The sequence below is a fragment of the Nocardia sp. X0981 genome, assembly GCF_977089955.1.
In genome coordinates, this window is record NZ_OZ372435.1 from 1,181,121 (window position 1) to 1,199,411 (window position 18,291).

Annotated in this window: 15 protein-coding genes and 2 pseudogenes; 14 read left to right on the plus strand and 3 right to left on the minus strand. The window is 68.0% G+C overall.

The features are described from left to right. The first annotated feature begins 79 nt into the window (after positions 1-79). The 8 genes and pseudogenes from ACYR7D_RS05145 to ACYR7D_RS05180 all read left to right on the plus strand — a co-directional run bounded on the left by ACYR7D_RS05145 (position 80) and on the right by ACYR7D_RS05180 (position 7,969). Positions 80-1,447, plus strand: coding sequence for an FAD-dependent oxidoreductase (locus tag ACYR7D_RS05145; protein ID WP_459548477.1), 1,368 nt, complete (start codon positions 80-82; stop codon positions 1,445-1,447). A gap of 37 nt (positions 1,448-1,484) precedes the next feature. After that, positions 1,485-2,945 carry a dihydroorotase gene (locus ACYR7D_RS05150; RefSeq protein WP_459548478.1) on the plus strand — a complete coding sequence of 487 codons (1,461 nt, stop codon included), beginning with the start codon at positions 1,485-1,487 and terminating at the stop codon, positions 2,943-2,945. Between the two features lie 56 nt (positions 2,946-3,001). Continuing rightward, a complete protein-coding gene (locus tag ACYR7D_RS05155) occupies positions 3,002-4,171 on the plus strand; it encodes a CaiB/BaiF CoA transferase family protein (RefSeq protein WP_459550029.1) in 1,170 nt (389 codons plus the stop codon). Positions 4,172-4,202: 31 nt separating this feature from the next. Next, positions 4,203-5,504, plus strand: a complete 1,302-nt coding sequence (locus tag ACYR7D_RS05160; RefSeq protein ID WP_459548479.1) for an MFS transporter — start codon at positions 4,203-4,205, stop codon at positions 5,502-5,504. Between the two features lie 106 nt (positions 5,505-5,610). Beyond that, a pseudogene (locus ACYR7D_RS05165) lies at positions 5,611-5,738 on the plus strand (hydroxylase); the annotation flags it as partial. After that, positions 5,729-5,890, plus strand: a pseudogene (locus tag ACYR7D_RS05170) (hydroxylase); the annotation flags it as partial. The pseudogenes ACYR7D_RS05165 and ACYR7D_RS05170, both read left to right, overlap by 10 nt. A 174-nt stretch (positions 5,891-6,064) precedes the next feature. Continuing rightward, on the plus strand, positions 6,065-6,592 hold the full coding sequence (locus ACYR7D_RS05175) for a hypothetical protein (protein ID WP_459548480.1): 528 nt from the start codon (positions 6,065-6,067) through the stop codon (positions 6,590-6,592). Between the two features lie 303 nt (positions 6,593-6,895). Then, the gene (locus ACYR7D_RS05180) at positions 6,896-7,969 is read left to right on the plus strand and encodes an ABC transporter ATP-binding protein (protein ID WP_459548481.1); all 1,074 of its coding nucleotides are present in this window, start codon (positions 6,896-6,898) and stop codon (positions 7,967-7,969) included. A 39-nt stretch (positions 7,970-8,008) separates the two neighbouring features. Here ACYR7D_RS05180 and ACYR7D_RS05185 read toward each other — a convergent pair whose 3' ends face one another. Further along, positions 8,009-8,494, minus strand: a complete 486-nt coding sequence (locus ACYR7D_RS05185) for a winged helix-turn-helix transcriptional regulator (protein ID WP_459550030.1) — start codon at positions 8,492-8,494, stop codon at positions 8,009-8,011. A gap of 115 nt (positions 8,495-8,609) precedes the next feature. On the opposite strand from ACYR7D_RS05185, the gene ACYR7D_RS05190 reads away from it, so the two are divergent. Further along, complete coding sequence (locus tag ACYR7D_RS05190) at positions 8,610-9,815, plus strand: thiolase family protein (RefSeq protein ID WP_459550031.1); 1,206 nt, start codon at positions 8,610-8,612, stop codon at positions 9,813-9,815. Between the two features lie 35 nt (positions 9,816-9,850). After that, complete coding sequence (locus ACYR7D_RS05195; protein ID WP_459548482.1) at positions 9,851-10,831, plus strand: o-succinylbenzoate synthase; 981 nt, start codon at positions 9,851-9,853, stop codon at positions 10,829-10,831. A 104-nt stretch (positions 10,832-10,935) separates the two neighbouring features. On the opposite strand, the gene ACYR7D_RS05200 is transcribed toward ACYR7D_RS05195, so the two are convergent. Continuing rightward, the gene (locus ACYR7D_RS05200) at positions 10,936-11,448 is read right to left on the minus strand and encodes a TIGR04338 family metallohydrolase (RefSeq protein WP_459548483.1); all 513 of its coding nucleotides are present in this window, start codon (positions 11,446-11,448) and stop codon (positions 10,936-10,938) included. A gap of 91 nt (positions 11,449-11,539) precedes the next feature. Then, positions 11,540-12,409, minus strand: coding sequence for a DUF2786 domain-containing protein (locus ACYR7D_RS05205; protein ID WP_459548484.1), 870 nt, complete (start codon positions 12,407-12,409; stop codon positions 11,540-11,542). Between the two features lie 171 nt (positions 12,410-12,580). On the opposite strand from ACYR7D_RS05205, the gene ACYR7D_RS05210 reads away from it, so the two are divergent. From ACYR7D_RS05210 to ACYR7D_RS05225, 4 genes are all read left to right on the plus strand, one after another. After that, the gene (locus ACYR7D_RS05210) at positions 12,581-13,864 is read left to right on the plus strand and encodes an ABC transporter substrate-binding protein (protein ID WP_459548485.1); all 1,284 of its coding nucleotides are present in this window, start codon (positions 12,581-12,583) and stop codon (positions 13,862-13,864) included. 43 nt (positions 13,865-13,907) lie between these two features. Beyond that, a complete protein-coding gene (locus ACYR7D_RS05215) occupies positions 13,908-14,942 on the plus strand; it encodes a carbohydrate ABC transporter permease (protein ID WP_459548486.1) in 1,035 nt (344 codons plus the stop codon). Continuing rightward, positions 14,939-15,832 (plus strand): carbohydrate ABC transporter permease, encoded by an 894-nt coding sequence (locus tag ACYR7D_RS05220; protein WP_459548487.1) that lies wholly within the window; start codon positions 14,939-14,941, stop codon positions 15,830-15,832. The genes ACYR7D_RS05215 and ACYR7D_RS05220 overlap by 4 nt, the downstream gene beginning before the upstream one ends. A gap of 62 nt (positions 15,833-15,894) precedes the next feature. Continuing rightward, positions 15,895-18,231 (plus strand): transglycosylase domain-containing protein, encoded by a 2,337-nt coding sequence (locus ACYR7D_RS05225; RefSeq protein ID WP_459548488.1) that lies wholly within the window; start codon positions 15,895-15,897, stop codon positions 18,229-18,231. The last annotated feature ends 60 nt before the right edge of the window (positions 18,232-18,291 follow it).

The window sequence follows — 18,291 nt, forward strand, 5'->3', positions numbered from 1 at the left end:
GTGCACAGATGGCCGAACGTGCATAGTGCAGAGGACCACATTCTTGCGTTCCGCTTAGCGGAACAAGATAGGAGGAAGCGTGGACGGTCCGGATTTCGATCTCGTCGTCGCCGGCGCCGGCGGCGGACTGGTCGCCGCGCTACGCGCCGCCGAACTCGGTTCGAACGTGCTGGTGATCGATGCCGACGAACATTTCCAGCGCGGCAACAACACCTCGATGTGCACCGCGATGATTCCCGCCGCCGGTACTCGCTGGCAGGAAATCGCCGGCGTATCCGACAGCCCGGACCGATTCCTCGCCGATATCGACCGCAAAACCGGCGGCACCGCCGATCGTCGAGTAGCTCGTGCCCTGGCCGAAGCGAGCGCGCCGCTGGTCACCTGGCTGGCCGACGCCCAGGAACTCGACCTCGAACTGGTCACCGATTTCCGCTACCCCGGCCATACCGCCGACCGCTGCCACAGCATCCCCGGCCGCCACGGCTCCCGCCTGCTGCGCCACCTGGTGCACCGCGCCCGGGTACACCCCCGGATCGAACTCATCGCGCCGATGAGCCTGCGCGCGGTGCACACGCACGAAGGACGGGTGTCCGGGGTGGAGATCGCCACCCCGGACGGGAACACCGAACACCTCACCACCCCCGCGGTACTACTGGCGACCAATGGGTTCGGCGCCGACCGCGAACTGGTCCGCCGCTGGATTCCCGAGATCGCCGACGCCCACTACCACGGCGGACAGTTCAGCCGGGGCGATGCCCTGCGCATCGGCCGCGCGCTGGGCGCGGACAGCGCCTATCTCGACGCCTACCAAGGCCACGCCGCGCTGTCCGCGCGCAGCCAGACGCTCATCGGCTGGGCCACGGTCGTGCACGGCGGCCTGATCGTGAACACCGAAGGCCGCCGCTTCGCGCCGGAAACCACCGGCTACTCGGAATTCGCCGCCATCCTCGCCGCGCAGCCCGGCGGCACCGGCTGGATCGTCATCGACGAGCACATCGAGCAGCTGTGCTCGGTTTTCGACGATTTCCGCGCCGTAGCCGAGAGCGGATCGCTGGTCCGGGCCGCCACCGCCACCGAACTGGCCGAGCGGATCGGAGTCCCGGTGGAAACACTCGACGACGAACTCGCCGCCGCCCGGCGCGCCGCCACCGGAGCGGAACCGGACCGGCAGGGTCGTACCGATACCCGCCATCCGCTGACCGCGCCCTATATCGCGATCGCCGTCACCCCCGCCCTTTTCCACACCCAGGGAGGTCTCGTCGTCGACGAACACGCCCGGGTGCTCGCCGGCGGAACACCGATTCCCGGTCTGTACGCCTCGGGCGGCGCGGCCATCGGCATCTCCGGCCACGGCGCCGGCGGCTACCTCGCCGGCAACGGCCTCATCACCGCGCTCGGGCTGGCCTTCCTCGCCGCCGAGCACGTGAACAGCGCCGTCACCGCGTGACCAACGATCTCTGTCCAGATATTCGCCAGGAGAAGAAGTGACCAATTATCTGATCAAGAACGGCACCGTCGTACGCACCGACAACACGGCCCCCGAAGAGGGTGAGACCGCGGATGTCCTCGTCGTCGACGGCAAGATCGCGGCCATCGGGCCCGATCTGAGTGCCGAGGGGGCAGAGATCGTCGACGCGACCGGCAAACTGGTCTTTCCGGGCGTGGTGGACGCACATCAGCACTGGGGTATCTACAACCCGCTGGCCGAGGACACCCACACCGAATCCCGCGCGAGCGCGCAAGGCGGTGTCACCACCGCGCTGACCTATATGCGGACCGGACAGTACTACCTCAACAAGGGCGGTGCCTACGCCGATTTCTTCCCGGAGGTGCTCGACGCCTCGGCGGGCCGCAGCTATATCGACTACGCCTTCCATCTGGCGCCCATGTCCAAGCAACATATCGGGGAGATCCCCGCGCTGGCCGCGGACCAGGGCGTCACCTCGTTCAAGATCTTCATGTTCTACGGCAGCCACGGACTGCACGGCCGCTCCACCTCGCAGAGCGACTTCCTGATGATCCCGGAGGACGAGCGCTACGATATCGCGCACTTCGAGTTCGTCATGCGCGGTATCCAGCAGGCCCGCGAACAACTTCCCGAGCTGGCGCCGCACATCTCGCTCTCGCTGCACTGCGAAACCGCCGAGATCATGAGCGCCTACACCAAGATCGTCGAGCAGGAAGGCAAGCTCAGCGGGCTCGCCGCCTACAGCGCCTCCCGGCCGCAGCACTCCGAGGGCCTGGCCGTGACCATCGCGTCCTTCCTGGCCGACGAGACCGGCCTGCCGAATATCAACCTGCTGCACCTGAGTTCGGCGAAGGCGCTGAAGGCCGCCATGAAGATGGCCGAGGCCTTCCCCCATGTGAACTTCCGGCGCGAGGTCACCATCGGGCATCTGCTCACCGATATCGACAACGCGAACGGCTTGGGCGCCAAGGTGAACCCGCCCATCCGCCCACGCGAGGACGTCGAGGCGCTGTGGGAGCATCTGCTCGCCGGAAATATCGACTGGGTGGTCTCCGACCACGCCTGCTGCAAGGACGAGGTGAAGTTCGGTGCGGACCGCACGGATGTGTTCGCCGCGAAGTCCGGTTTCGGCGGCACCGAATACCTGCTGCCCGGCCTGATCACCGAGGGCCGTAAGCGCGGTCTGTCGCTGCGCCGTATCGCCCAGCTCACCGCCTCGAACCCCGCCGACCGCTACGGTCTGCCCGGTAAGGGCCGCCTCGCCGAGGGCCTCGACGCCGATATCGCCATCGTCGACCCGGATCGCACCTGGACCGTACGCGCCGCGGACTCCGAATCCACCCAGGAATACACGCCGTTCGAAGGCTTCGAGCTGACTGCCGCCGTCACCGACACCTTCGTGCGCGGTAACCGGGTACTGGCCGACGGCGCCGTCACCGGCGAGCCCGCGGGCCGCTACCTCTCGCGTCCGTACTGAGGAGACCGGTGGTGAACGACGCGACAGCTGAACAGCCGACCGGGCCACTGCGGGGGATGAAGGTCCTGGATGCCTCCACCATCCTGGCCGGGCCGCTGACCGCACAGATCCTGGGGGATTTCGGCGCCGAAGTCATCAAGATCGAACACCCGCGGAAGCCGGACGGAATGCGCGGCCACGGCCTCGAGAAAGACGGTGTCCCGCTGTGGTGGAAGATGGTCAGCCGCAACAAACAGACCATCACCTTGAACCTGGGAACCGAAGACGGACAGGCGATCTTCCGCGAGCTGGCCGCCGAGGCGGACGTCGTGGTGGAGAACTTCCGCCCGGGCACCTTCGAACGCTGGGGCCTGTCCTACGCGGAACTGTCCGCCCGCAATCCGGGCCTGGTGATGCTCCGGGTCACCGGATTCGGACAGCACGGCCCCTACTCGAAGCGGCCGGCGTTCGGCACCCTGGTCGAATCCATGAGCGGCTTCGCTTATCTCACCGGCCAGCCCGACGGCCCGCCGACCCTGCCCGCCTTCGGTCTCGCCGACTCCATCGCCGGAATCGCCGGCTCCTCGGCGATCTCGATGGCACTGCTGGAACGCGAACGCAACGGCGGCACCGGCCAGGAGATCGACCTCGATCTGCTCACTCCGATCATGACCGCGGTAGGCCCCGGCGTGATCTACGCCGACCAGCTCGGTATCGATCAGCAGCGCACCGGTAACCGGTCGCAGAACAACGCCCCCCGCAACCTCTATCGCACCAAGGACGACCACTGGGTCGCGATCTCCACCAGCGCTCACGCGATAGCCGAACGGGTGATGCGCCTGGTGGGGCATCCCGAAGTGATCGAGGAGGAGTGGTTCGCCACCGGGCGTACCCGCGCCCAGCACGCGGACCTGCTGGACACCTACGTCGGCGGCTGGATCGCCGAACGAACTCGTGACGAGGTCACGAGCGCCTTCGAAGAAGCCGGCGCGGCAGTCGCGCCGGTCTACCGGCCGAGCGACCTGCTCACCGATCCGCAGGTCGTCGCCACCGACATGGTCACCACCGTCGAGGACAGCGAACTCGGTCCGATGCGTATGCAAAACGTCATGTGGCGCATGACGCAGACCCCCGGTGCGATCCGTCATACCGGGCGACCCGCCGGTGCCGACACCGACAAGGTCCTCACCCACCTCGGGCGCACTCCCGAGGAAATCGACAACCTGCGGGCACGCGGGGTCATCTGATCCCGCGACAGCTTCATCCGAGGAGTTCGCTATGAAATCGCGTTGGTGGACGATCGCCATCATTCTGGGCCTGGTGGTGGTGAATTACGTCGATCGCAGCGCCATCTCGTTCGCGGCCGGTGATCTGCGGGCCGAATTCGGGATCACCCCCGGCCAGTACGGCATCATCAGTTCCGCATTCTCGATCGGCTATATGCTTTTCGCCCTGCTCTCCGGGCCGCTGGTCGACCGCTACGGCTCACGCCGCGTCCTCATCGTGGGCATGTTCATCTGGGCCGCGGCCACGGCGCTGACTCCGTTCGCCGGCGGGTTCATCGGTCTCATCCTGCTGCGTATCCTGCTCGGAGCCGGTGAGGCCCCCTGCTTCCCGGCCGCGACCCGGCTGGCGAGCCGGTGGCTGCCCGCCCACGAACGGGGTAAGGCGCTCGCCCTCATCGGCGGTGTCGCCGTCTCCGGCAGCCTGCTGGTAGGCGGTCCGATCCTCACCCAGCTGATCGCGTCGACCGGCTGGAAGGGCATGTTCTGGGTGCTCGCCGTCGCCGGGATCGTCTGGGTCGTCGTGGCCTACCCGTTCCTGAAGAACTCGCCGAACGAGGCCTCGTTCGTCTCCGAGGAGGAACTGCGCTACATCCGGGCGGGCCAGACCGACGGCGAGGACAGCGGCCACCAGGAGAAGGTCGACTGGGGTGAGATCCTGCGCAACCGCAACCTGTGGCTCGTAGGCCTCGGGTACTTCGCCTGGGGATTCATGTTCTGGGCATTCATGTACTGGCTCCCGCAGTACCTGGAGCACGAGTTCGGTCTGTCCATCAAGGCGGTCGGCGGTTTCTCCGTGGCACCGTGGGCGGCCGGTGTGGTGGGCGCTCTGCTCGGCGGCATCCTGGTGGACCGCGTCTACAAACGCACCCGGAGCATCCGCTCACGGTTCGTGATCATCGGTGTCGCGCTGCTGCTGGCCGGCGCCTCGATCGTGCCCATTCTGTTCGTGCCCGGCAATCTCACGGTCGCGCTGATCTGTATTTCGGCGGGTGTCGGCTTCGGCTTCGTCACCGGCGGGATCTGGTGGGTCGCCTCCATTGACGCCGCCCCGGCACAGCCCGGTACGGCAGCCGGATTCGCGGACGCCTGCTTCGCCCTGTCCGGCATCATCGCCCCGTCGGTAATGGGCTTCATCGTGGGCCGCACCGGCACCTACAACGGTGGTTTCATCGTCATGACCGCTCTGTGCCTGATCGGCGCGACGGCCATGCTGCTGTTCACCGAGGAACCCGAGCGGGAGCCGGCCGGACCGCTGCCGGAGGAGCCCGAGGGGGAACTCACCACCGCGAAATAACGACCGCCGGTGTTCACACCGGGCGAATCAGGTGAGCACCGCGTAACTCGATGAGGGGGTTACGCGGTGCTTCCGTGTTTCCTGGCCGGCCCTTGTCCGGGAGCAGTGGGTGGCCGGAATCGTCGGAGTGCACTCGTGGGAGCTGGCATTCTTCGATCCGAAAGCCCAGGAGGAGGTCTGGGGCAGGACCCGGACACCTGGATGGCTTCGCCCTACGCGCCCATGGGAGTGGCGCCCTGCAATTGGACACGCCGCTGCAGCGTTTCCGGCGCGACGCCCACGCCGGGCTCTCCCATGCCATCCACACCCCCGATTCGATTTTCCACGTCTCGGCGCTGACCCAGTCGGGCGGCGAACCGCAGGGCATACACCGAGTGATGATCTGAACGTCCGCCGCCCGGCCGGGGCTTCGATCCCGGCAGGGCGGCGCTCGCCGCCGTGGCGTTTTTGCCGACCACCGGCGAAAACGCCGGGCCGAACGGATATACCGGGCGCTCCGGGCGACTTGCATACCGTTTCGCTGTACCGCTTCAAACCGAACGAACACGGGAGGTTGGACAGTGGCAAACAGCATGCGCGCCGTGGTGATGGCCGTCTTGGCGGCCGCGGCGGTGACCGGACCGGCCGCCGCGACCGCGTTCGCGGCACCCGGCTTCGGGCCGGACGCCGACGCGAGCTACCGGTCACCCCTGGGGGACCACACCCGGCTGGCGCCGCAGGACGAAGCCGAGCAGGACGTGACCCGCTGGTTCCGCGGCCTGCCGTGGGGATTCGGCGGCAGCCGGCAGGACGACGTCGACACCGACGAGCAGACCAACCCCGGCAACACCGACCAACAGACCAACCCCGGCAACACCGACCAACAGACCAACCCCGGCAACACCGACCAACAGACCAACCCCGGCAACACCGACCAACAGACCAACCCCGGCAACACCGACCAACAGACCAACCCCGGCAACACCGACCAACAGACCAACCCCGGCAACACCGACCAACAGACCAACCCCGGCGCCGTCGACGAGGACCAGGGGACCGAGTCGAGCGGTGCCACAAGTGCAGGGCAGGACCTGGCACAGCGCCGGTAGCCGCCACGCGGGCGGGTGTCTCCGCCCGGCGGGCCCCTGCGCGGCCCCGGGCGGAGACCCTGGGGGAGGTCGCGGAATTCTTCACCTACCCGGCGGGAGAGCGCGGGTGCGCGCTCCGGCCCACGGGTCCGGCCCGGCACCGGGTGGACAGTCGATCCGTTCGCTGGCACGATACGCAGCGGAAAAGTACAGATCATGCGAAGCTCGAGAACACCAGCGGTAGCCTTCGACGCCATGGCCACGCACATGTTGCGAATTCGCTCCACTTCGCGTGTTCCAACCGGTGAAGGGAAGTGAACAGCCGTGGCCACGGTGACCTTCGATCGCGCTACCCGGCAGTATCCGGGGGCCGGGACGCCCGCCGTCGATCAGTTGCAGCTCGAGATCGCCGACGGGGAGTTCCTGGTTCTGGTGGGGCCGTCCGGTTGCGGAAAGTCGACCTCGCTGCGGATGCTGGCCGGGCTCGAGGAGGTCACCGGGGGGCGGATCCTGATCGGTGATCGCGATGTCACCCATACCGATCCCAAGGACCGCGATATCGCGATGGTCTTCCAGAACTATGCCCTGTACCCGCATATGACGGTGGCCGAGAACATGGGTTTCGCGCTCAAACTGGCCAAGATCGGCAAGGACGAGCAGAAACGGCGGGTGCTGGAGGCGGCTCGTCTGCTCGATCTGGAGCCGCTGCTGGACCGGCTGCCCAAGGCGCTGTCCGGTGGCCAGCGGCAGCGGGTCGCCATGGGGCGGGCGATCGTACGCGACCCGCAGGTCTTCCTGATGGACGAGCCGCTGTCCAACCTGGACGCGAAACTGCGGGTGCAGACCCGCACCCAGATCGCGCAGTTGCAGCGCCGGCTGTCGACGACCACCGTGTATGTGACCCACGATCAGGTCGAGGCCATGACCATGGGCGACCGGGTGGCGGTGATGCGGGACGGCATCCTGCAGCAGTGTGCGGCTCCGCGCGATCTCTACCGCGATCCGGCGAACGTTTTCGTCGCCGGGTTCATGGGGTCGCCGGCGATGAATCTGTTCACCCTGCCGGTGACGGAGGGCGCGGTCCGGATCGGCGGATTCTCGCTACCGCTGCCGCGGGCGGTGGCGGACGCGGCGGGCGATTCGGTGACGGTGGGTATCCGCCCCGAGCATCTGGACACCGGCGAGTCGGGGATCGAGATCGAGGTGGACGTGGTGGAGGAACTCGGTTCCGACGCCTTCATCTACGGTCGTCCCGCCGACCACACCCCGGGGGTGGAGAGCATTGTCGCCCGCACCGACTGGCGCAACCCGCCGACCAAGGGCAGCCGGGTGCACTTGGCTCCGGGTCCCGATCAGATCTATTTCTTCGGCGTGGACGACGGCCGGCGCCTGAACTGAGCGCGGCGACGGACCGGCCGCCGGGATACGCCCGGTGCGCTATCGGCGGCGGAGCGAGGTGCGCCATTCCTCGTTGAGGCGTATCCCGAGCTCGTCGACACCGAGCTCCCGGCCGGATTCACTGCGCACCTGTACCCGCACCGGGGCGCCGGTCGCGGCCTCCACGAGATCCAGCGGCGGCGGACCGGGCTGCAGGTGCGCATTGCCCCACTGCATCAGGGCGAGGACCACCGGTAGCAGGTCTCGCCCCTTTTCGGTGAGCACGTATTCGTGGCGGGTGCGTTTGCCCTCCTCCTGGTAGGGCCTCTTGGTGAACAGCCCCGCGGCGGTGAGCTTGCGCAGCTGGGCGGCCACGGCGGCGTCGGTGAGACCCAGCCGGGATGCGAAACCGTCGAATCGAGTGGTCCCGTAGTACGCCTCGCGCAGGATCAGGATCGCCGAACGGGTGCCGACCACGTCGAGCGCCATGGCGATCGAGCAGTGGTCGGGTTTCCATGAATCGAGATCGGCCAGGGGTCCTTCCATCACGGCTGCCACGGGGCAATTGTAAGCGACTCTGACTTGCGTTCACTATTGCCAGCACCTACCCTAGCTATAGATAACTGGAGCCAGATGCGATCTGGCGATGAAAGGAATCAACATGCGAGACGCGGTCATCGTCGACGCGGTACGGACCCCGATCGGCCGGGGCAAACCCGACGGCGCCCTGCACTCGATCCACCCGGTGGACCTCATGGCGCACAGCCTGCGCGAACTCATCGCCCGCACCGGCATCGACCCCGCCCTGATAGACGATGTGATCGGCGGTGTCGTCGGCCAGGTCGGCGAACAGGGCGTGAATATGACCCGGCGCGCCGCGCTGGCCGCCGGGTTCCCGGAATCGGTACCGGCCACCACCGTCGACCGTCAGTGCGGCAGCAGCCAGCAGGCCGTCCATTTCGCCGCACAAGGAGTCATCGCCGGGGCATACGACGTGGTGGTGGCGACCGGCGTGGAATCCATGAGCCGGGTACCCATGGGCGCGAGCGCCCGTATGCCCGCAGGCGCGAGCGCCCACATATCCGGTGGGGACGCCGGGGACATCTCCGGCGAAGGGTTCACGCGGCGATACCCGGAGGGGCTGGTACCACAGGGGATCAGTGCCGAACTGATCGCCGCGAAATGGGGACTGTCCCGCGGGCAACTGGACGAATTCGCCCTCGCCAGTCATGAGAAAGCCGCCCGGGCCACCAAGGACGGCCGGTTCGCCGCGGAGCTCGTCCCCCTGGCCGGGCTGGAAACCGACGAGGGCATCCGCACCGGCTCCACCCTCGATACCCTCGCCGGGCTGAAACCCGCCTACTACGACCCGGGCACGGCACAGCGTTTCCCGGAAATCGGCTGGCACATCACCGCGGCGACCGCCAGCCAGATCAGCGACGGCAGCGCCGCCGTGCTGATCACCACCAGCGAGCGGGCCCGCGAACTGGGGCTGCGCCCGCTGGCCCGGTTGCACAGCTTCGCGGTGGCCGGTGACGATCCGCTGCTCATGCTCACCGCCGTCATCCCGGCCACCCGCAAAGTGCTGCACCGGGCCGGGCTCACCCTCGCCGATATCGATCTCGTCGAGATCAACGAGGCCTTCGCCTCCGTGGTGGCGGCCTGGGCACACGAGACCGGTGCCGACCCGCGGCGCGTGAACGTCAACGGCGGCGCCATCGCGCTGGGGCATCCGCTCGGCGCGTCCGGGGCCCGGCTGATGACCACCCTGGTCCACGCCATGCGCGACCGCGGCGCGCGTTACGGCCTGCAGACGATGTGCGAAGCGGGCGGATTGGCCAACGCCACGATTCTGGAACGTCTCTGAGCCGCCGTCGCTCACCGGCGCCTAGGGTGGTGCCGGTGAGCGAGCTACCGGAGATCGACGCGGTCCACGTCTACGCGATCCCGATGCGAGCGAGGTTCCGCGGAATCACCGTGCGTGAGGGTGTGGTGTTCCGCGGGCCCCGCGGCTGGGGCGAGTTCTGCCCGTTCCCGGAATACGACGATCGTGAGGCGGCACACTGGCTGGCCACCGCTGTCGAACAGGTGACCGCGGGCTGGCCCGAGCCGTTACGCGACCGGATCCCGGTCAACTGCACGGTTCCCGCGGTACCCCCGGAACGGGCATACGATCTGGTCGCCGGTTCGGGGTGCCGGACCGCCAAGGTGAAAGTCGCCGACCATCCCGATGCACTACCCGAGGATCTGACCCGGCTGGAAGCCGTCCGGTCGGCATTGGGCCCGGACGGGGCGATCCGGGTCGACGCCAACGCGGTATGGGACGTGGACACCGCGGTACGCGGTATCCGGGAGATGGACCGCGCCGCGGGCGGCCTCGAATACGTCGAGCAGCCGTGCCGCACCATCGGCGAGCTCGCCGCGGTACGGCGCCGAGTCGAGGTGCCGATCGCGGCCGACGAATCGATCCGCCGGGCCGAGGACCCGCTGCGGGTGGCGGTGGCCGGCGCCGCGGATATCGCGGTGATCAAATGCACCCCACTCGGCGGCGTCCGGCGCGCACTGGAGGTAGCCGAAGCGGCCGGCCTGCCGTGCGTGGTCTCCTCGGCGCTGGAAACCAGTATCGGACTCTCCGCACAGCTCGCCTTGGCCGGTGCGCTACCGGAACTCACCCACGCCTGTGGTCTCGGCACCGTGACGCTGTTCGAGGGCGATCTCGTCGGCGAATCGCTGCGTCCGGCGGACGGCTTCCTCCCGGTTCTCCGCACCGCCCCCCATCCGGATCCCGAGCTGCTGGAGAAGTACCGTCACCCGGACCCGGAGCGCACCACTTGGTGGACCGAGCGCTTCCACCGCGTACTCACCCGGCTCCGCGCCGAGTAACGGCACCGGCTTCGCGGGCAGGAGCCACAGGTCCTGCGGCGATGCGGGAACCGGCGGATCCCCTACCGGCTCCGATGGCCCGCGTAGCCGCCACCGGCACGGGATCAACCTATCCGGGCACCACAGTCGTGCAGAGTTGTACGCAGCAGGAGCCCGGCCTCCGGGCCGACCACCCCGTCGACCAGTTCGAGGTACCGGCCGCAGAATCGCGGACCGTGTGCCGCCACCGCGTCCGGAGCGGGCTCCAGATGATGGGCCAGTTCGTGCAGCACCACGAGTTCCCGTAACGCCCATGCGGCGCCGGCACGCACGGGCACCGCCAGCACCGCCCCCTCGGCTTCGTAGTGCGCGGCCACCGTCCCGGCACGAGACCGCACCCGGATCGCTACGCCCGCCCGCGACCACTTCGCCGCGACCCAGCTCAGCGCCAGCACCCGGTCGCAGTACCGCTGCACCGAGTCCACCGAGGCGAATTTCCGTTCCACCGGCAGGGTCAGGGTAGAGCCGTGCATCTCGACGGTGCGCCGCCCGAACTCGTCCGCACGGTCGAATACCGCGCGTACCAGCTGTTCGGCGTCGTACACCCTGCCGCGCTGGGTATCCCGCACGGTCGTCACCGCCGCGCGCCCGCGCGGGCACCACCCGCTGTCGCGCGCCTGCGGGACCGGCCGGTACCCGCGGTCGGGCCGCACCACGCCCCCGGCACGACTACTCCGCACCGTCGGTGAGCTGCCCCCGCGCCGCGCCCAGTTCCGGAGCGATACCCAGCCTGGCCTTCCGGCCGGCCAGGTCCCCCGCCCGGCGGGCGTCCGGAGCGTAGCCGGTGGAGGTATGCGGTCCCCGCCAGTTACCCCGCGCCACGGAAGTACGGGCGTAGAAATCGGCCAGCTCGAGCTCCTTGCCCCGTAGCGCCAGTGCCGCGCTCTCGGCTTCTTCTCTGGAGACGGATGCGCCGGCGGCCCCGTCCCGCGTGGTGGCGGCCCGCCGCACCTCCGCCTCGGCTTCCGCGAGGCGGGCACCGATCCGTGCCGCGAAGGCCATCTGGAAATTCAGCCGTGCGGTCACTCCCGCCACCGGAACCCGGACCACCCGGCGCACCCGCCGCCCGCCGCGCCGTTCGACGACCACCTTCTCCATCGTCGACGACCGGTGGGCACCGGATTCGAGGTAGCGGCCCGAGGCCCGCACCATCTGCACCAGCAGACTGGAGTACAGAGCCTCGCAGACCGAGATATCGGCGGCGAAACCGTAGGCGTACACCTGGGTGGAGGTGCGCGCGACATCGCAGCGCACATCGTTGGCGTCGGCGATGGCGACGAAGAGTTGCACATAGGTGCGCAGCCCTTTGCGGCCGGGTTCACCGATCGGGATGATCCGCTGGATCGGCACCGCGGGCCGCGCCCTGTCCCGGGTGTGCGCCCGCGCCACCGCCAGATCTATCGACGAGCGGGTCGCCAGCCGCTGCGCGGCGGCCAGAAAGGCCTCGGCCTCGTGTTCGTTGTCGGTGGACTCGGCCTTGCGCAGCAATCCGCCGATCCTGGTGAGCAGGCGATCGGATACCGCGTTCGGGGTGGACACCGGGCTCAGCCTAGTCTCGGTACACCCGCCCGCATACGTGGCCGCGGTGCCGCCGGGTATCGGTGCCGGGTCTGCCGGTCCGGGTCCGATATCCGAGAACCGGGCACGCAACGTGCACACCATGTATGTTGCCTTGTGCTGCCGCTCACGTGTCTACCTTGGAGTTCCGCGATGGCTTTGAAGAAGGTGCCGTCTCTACGTGCCGCGCTCGTGCTATGGCCGATCGCGCTGCTGACCGTTACCTTCGCCACCGCATGCACCTCCACCGACACCGACGAACAGCTCAGCAGGAACCAGGACGGACGCGGCCCGATCACCTACGTCGAAGGTAAGGACACCACCGAGACGGGGGCGGTGAAACAGCTGATCGACCGCTGGAACGCCACCCATCCGGACGAACAGGTCACCTACAAAGAACAATCCAACGACGCCTCGGCCCAATACGACGACCTGGTCGAACACATGCGGGCGAAATCGGCGGACTACGACGTGGTGGCACTGGACGTCCCGTGGACCGCGGAGTTCGCGGCCAAGGGCTGGATCCAGCCCCTCGAGGGCCGGTTCGCCATCGACACCTCTCCGCTGTTGTCTCCGCCGGTAGCCAGCGCCACCTACAACGGCACCCTCTACGCCGCGCCCCGCAACACCAACGGTGGGCTGCTGTTCTACCGTAAGGACCTGGTGCCCCAGGCTCCCCGCACCTGGTCGGAGATGCTGGCGAGCTGCCCGCTGGCCCGGGAGAACCAGATGGGCTGCTATGCCGGACAGTTCGCCCCGTACGAAGGCCTGACGGTGAACGCCGCGGAGGTGATCAACGCGTTCGGCGGCACCTTCGTCGGTACCGACGGCCGCACTCCCACGGTCAACAGCCCCGAATCCCGGGCCGGCCTGCAGCAACTGGTGGACGCCTACCGCAGCGGCGATATCCCTCGCGAAGCCGTCACCTTCCAGGAACCGGAGAGCGGGGCCGCGTTCACCCAGGGCAAGCTGATGTTCCTGCGCAGCTGGCCGTCCACCTACGGGGACGCCTCCTCGGAGGCGTCCGCGGTGAAGGACAAGTTCGGGGTCGCGCCGCTGCCCGGCGACACCGGTATCGGTGCTTCGACGCTCGGCGGTTACAACGCCGCCATCAGCGCGTATTCCAAGAACAAGGCCACGGCACTGGATTTCTTGAAGTTCCTGATCAGCGAGGAAGCCCAGCACATCATCGCCTCCGGCGCTCTGCCGTCGGTGCGGGCGTCGATCTACGACGATCCCGCCCTGATCGCCAAGATGCCGTACCTGCCCGCCTTGAAGGATTCCATCGCCAGCGCGGTGCCCCGACCGGTCACCCCGTTCTATCCGGCGGTGTCCAAAGCCATTCAGGACAACGCTTATGCTGCCCTGACCGGAACAAAGTCCGTGAACGACGCGATCATCGGCATGCAGAAGGGCATCGAAACAGTCGGATCGTAGTCAAGGTTCAACCGGACCCGGCGAGCCCGTAGGAGAGAGAACGGTGTCGGATCCTTCCGGAACAGACGCGCAGGCGTCGGTCCGTACAGAAAAGCCCGCGAACGCAGCGCGTAGCCGCGGGACGGCCACCAGGCTGCGCGACGAGGCGCGTGCGTCGGGCAGGGCGTGGCTGTTCGTCGCGCCGGTTCTGATAGCGCTCGCCGTGGTCATCGGCTATCCGGTGATCCGGGCCCTGTGGATGTCGTTCCACTTCGACGCCCAGCTCGACGAGGTCACCGGCCGATTCGTCGACAACGGCGAGAGCACCTTCTACAACTACCTGCACTGGCTGGCCGGTGAATGCCGGGTGATAACCGGGGGCACCACCGAATGCCCCACCGGTAACCTGGGCGCGGAATTCTGGGGCGCCGTCGGGGTGACCCTGTTCTTCGCCGTGATCACCGTGGCACTCGAGGTCGCCATCGGCCTCGGTATGGCGATCGTGATGGGCAAGACCTTCAAGGGCAGGGCACTGCTGCGAGCGGCGGTGCTGATCCCGTGGGCCATTCCCACCGCGGTCACCGCCCGGCTCTGGGAGTTCATGTTCCAGTACGACGGTTTGGTCAACACCGTGTTCGGCACGGAGATCCTGTGGACCTCCGACGCCTGGCCCGCCCGGTTCGCGGTGATCACCGCCGATGTGTGGAAAACGGCGCCGTTCGTCGCCCTGCTGCTGCTGGCCGGTCTGCAGGTGATCCCGAACGATGTGTACGAGGCGGCCCGGGTGGACGGTGCCTCGGCCTGGCAGCGGTTCACCCGCATCACGCTGCCGCTGTTGAAGCCCGCGCTGCTGGTGGCGGTGCTGTTCCGCGCCATGGACGCGCTGCGCATGTACGACCTGCCCGCCATCATGACCGACAACCTGCCGGCCACCCGCACTCTCTCGGTGCTGGTGGTCGAACAAACCCGGCAGGGCCCCAACAGCGCGGCCGCACTGTCGACGATCACCTTCCTGTTGATTTTCGCGGCGGCCTTCGTACTGGTGAAGATATTGGGCGCGAACGCGGTGCGGACGCAGGAAGAGCAGCGGAAGGCATGATGGCCGCGGTGACAACACAGCAAACCGGTACCCCGGCACCCGTCGCCCAGCGGACCTGGCGGCGCCGGCTGGGCTCGGTGCGCGTCTATATCGGCGCGCTGATCGTCCTGTTCTGGGGCCTGGGCCCTTTCTATTGGATGGCGGTGACCGCGTTCCGCGACCCCGCCCACACCTTCGATCCCGTACCGTGGCCCACGCACATCACCCTGGACAACTTCCGCGACGCTTTCGACACCAGCCGCGGTAACGATTTCGGCAGAGCCCTGCTCAACAGCGTGCTGATCGGCGCGGCCAGTACCGCCATCGCCCTGGTCATCGGGATCATGGCGGCATACGCGCTGGCGCGGCTCACCTTCCGAGGGCGCTATCTGGTCTCCGGGCTGATCCTGAGCGCGTCGATGTTCCCGGTGGTCGTGCTGGTGACCCCGCTGTTCCAGCTGTTCACCGATATCGGCTGGATCGGCAGATACCAGGCACTGATCCTGCCGAACATCTCGTTCGTACTGCCCCTGACCGTCTACATCCTGGCCGCGTTCTTCGCGGAACTGCCCTGGGAGCTGGAGGAGGCGGCGCGGATGGACGGCGCCACCAAATTCCAGGCCTTCCGGCTGGTGATGCTGCCACTGGCGGCACCCGCCGTGTTCACCACCGCGATCCTGGCGTTCATCGCGGCGGTCAACGAGTATCTGCTGGCCCGGGTGCTCTCCGGCAGCGACACCGAGCCGGTGACCGTGGCCATCGCCCGTTTCTCCGGTAACAATCCCCTGGTGGAGCCGTATGCCGCGATCATGGCCGCGGGCACGCTGGTGACCGTTCCGCTGGTGATCCTGGTGCTGATTTTCCAGCGACGCATTATTTCGGGACTCACCGCTGGAGGGGTCAAGAGCTGATCACTGGGTATCCTGGGAGCCGGCGGTGGTGCGCCTGAGTTTTTCCGACGCTCCGGGAGGAGATGATCGTGAGCTCGTTCCGTTCCCAGCATGACCGCAATACTTCGAAACCGCCACAGTATGCCTCCATCGCGGGGTGGAGACAGCTCGACCCCGAGGGCGGCCGCCCGCCGCGGCCGCCCCGACTACCCCGGCCGCCGGTCTTCCGGCGGCCGCGGCGCAGCCGCGCGCAGCGCATCAGGCATCTGCTGATCTGGCTGTTCACCATTCTGGTCGCGATACCGGCGCTGCTGGTATCGCTGGTCTACTGGGGTTCGGAGATTCCGGCTGCGGGCACGGTACCGGTCGCGCAGACCGCCACCATCACGGCATCCGACGGTACGACCGAACTGGCCAGGGTGGTGCCACCCGAGGGCAATCGCACCCCGGTACCGCTGTCCGAGGTTCCGGTCCATGTGCGCAACGCCGTCCTTTCCGCGGAAGACCGCAACTTCTACACCAATCCCGGTTTCTCGCCGACCGGGCTGCTGCGCGCCCTCCGGGACAACGTACTGGGCCGGGCGAACGCCGGTGGCGGTTCCACCATCACCCAGCAGTACGTGAAAAACGCGTTCCTCGGCTCGGAGCGCACGGTGAGCCGCAAAGTACACGAACTGATCATCTCGGCGAAGATGGCGCAGGAGTGGAGCAAAAACGACATTCTCACCGCCTATCTCAACACCATCTACTTCGGGCGGGGCGCCTACGGGATAGCGGCCGCCGCCGAGGCCTATTTCGGAAAACCGGTCCGCGATCTCACCCTCGCCGAAGGCGCGGTACTGGCCGCCCTCATCCGTTCCCCTTCCGCCTCGGACCCCGAAACTCGGCTCCCCCAGCTGCTGCAACGCTGGAACTACGTGCTCAACGGCATGGTGGAGATGAAAGTCCTGGCCCCCGCCGACCGCGGCGCGGCGACTTTCCCACCCACTGTCGCCCCGCCCCCGCCGGACGATACCCGCGCCACCCGCGGCCCGGAGGGGCATATCAGAACCCAGGTGCTGCGTGAACTGGCGGAAGCCGGGATCACCGAACAGGAAGTGAACACCGGCGCCTTACGGATCACCACCACCATCGATGTGAAAGCGCAGCAGGCCGCGCAGGAAGCCGCCGCCGGCACCTTGGACGGCCAGCCCCCGGAACTGCGGGCCGCGGTGGTGTCCGTGGATCCCCGCTCCGGTGCCGTACGCGCCTACTACGGAGGCGCCGACGGGATCGGCTTCGATTTCGCCCAGGCCCCGGTACAGACGGGGTCGGCATTCAAAACCTTCGCGGTACTCGCGGCGCTGCAGCAGGGCATCCCGCTGTCCCGCGCGTTCGACAGCGCGCCCGTGGACGTCAACGGTGTGCTCGTACGCAATGTCGAGGACGAATCGTGCGGTGTCTGCCCGTTGAGCGAAGCCTTCAAACGGTCGCTCAACACCAGCTTCTACCGGCTCACCCTGGCGATGGACAACGGACCTCAGGCCATAGCGAATGCCGCCCACCAGGCCGGGATACCGCATGAGATCCCCGGCGTGCCGGGACGGTCGCTGACCGAAGCGGGCGCCCCGCCCATGCCGTCCATCGTGCTCGGCACCTATCTGGTCCGGCCGTTGGACATGGCTTCCGCCTACGCCACCATCGCGGGCGAGGGCCGGTACCACCGGCCGTATTTCGTGCAGCGGGTGGTTCGCGGCGACGGCCGGGTCCTGCTGGATCGCGGCGGCGATCCGCAACAGCGCGTCGGCGCCCAACTGCCGCCGGGTGAGCAGCGCATCGCACCGGATATGGCGGCCCGGACCGCCGCCGCCATGCTCCCGATCGCGGGTTACTCCAACGGCCACGAACTGAACGGCCGTCCCTCTGCCGCCAAAACCGGCACCACCCAGCTGGGCGATACCGGGCAGAACAAGGACGCCTGGATGGTCGGGTTCACCCCGTCGTTGTCGACCGCGGTCTGGGTCGGCACCGAACAGAATCTGCCGATAGTGACGGCCGGCGGCGGCCGTATCTACGGTTCCGGCTTCCCTTCGGATATCTGGAAACGAACCATGGACGGCGCGCTCGCCGGCACGCCCGCCGAACAGATCGGCACGCCCGCCACCGCGTCGGCACCGCTCATCCCCGCCGCGCCGGCACCGCAGCAGCCCTCGCGCAACCCCTACGACATCCTCAGCCCCCCGCCCCGGACGGAACCGCAGGAGCAACCTTTCATCGTGATCCCCCCGGCCTCCGAGCCCTATACGCCCGAGCCGGTGCCGGAAACCGAACCTCAGCTACCCATCGGACCGCTCCCGCAGGTGGTACCGCCGATCCCGCCTCTCCCGCCACCGCCCCGCGTCGTCGAAATCCTGCCCGGGGTCCCCGTACCCATACCGTGATCCACGGATTTCCGTTCGTGATCCCACCGAAGGAACGGTCGGCATGGCAGCATCGTTGGC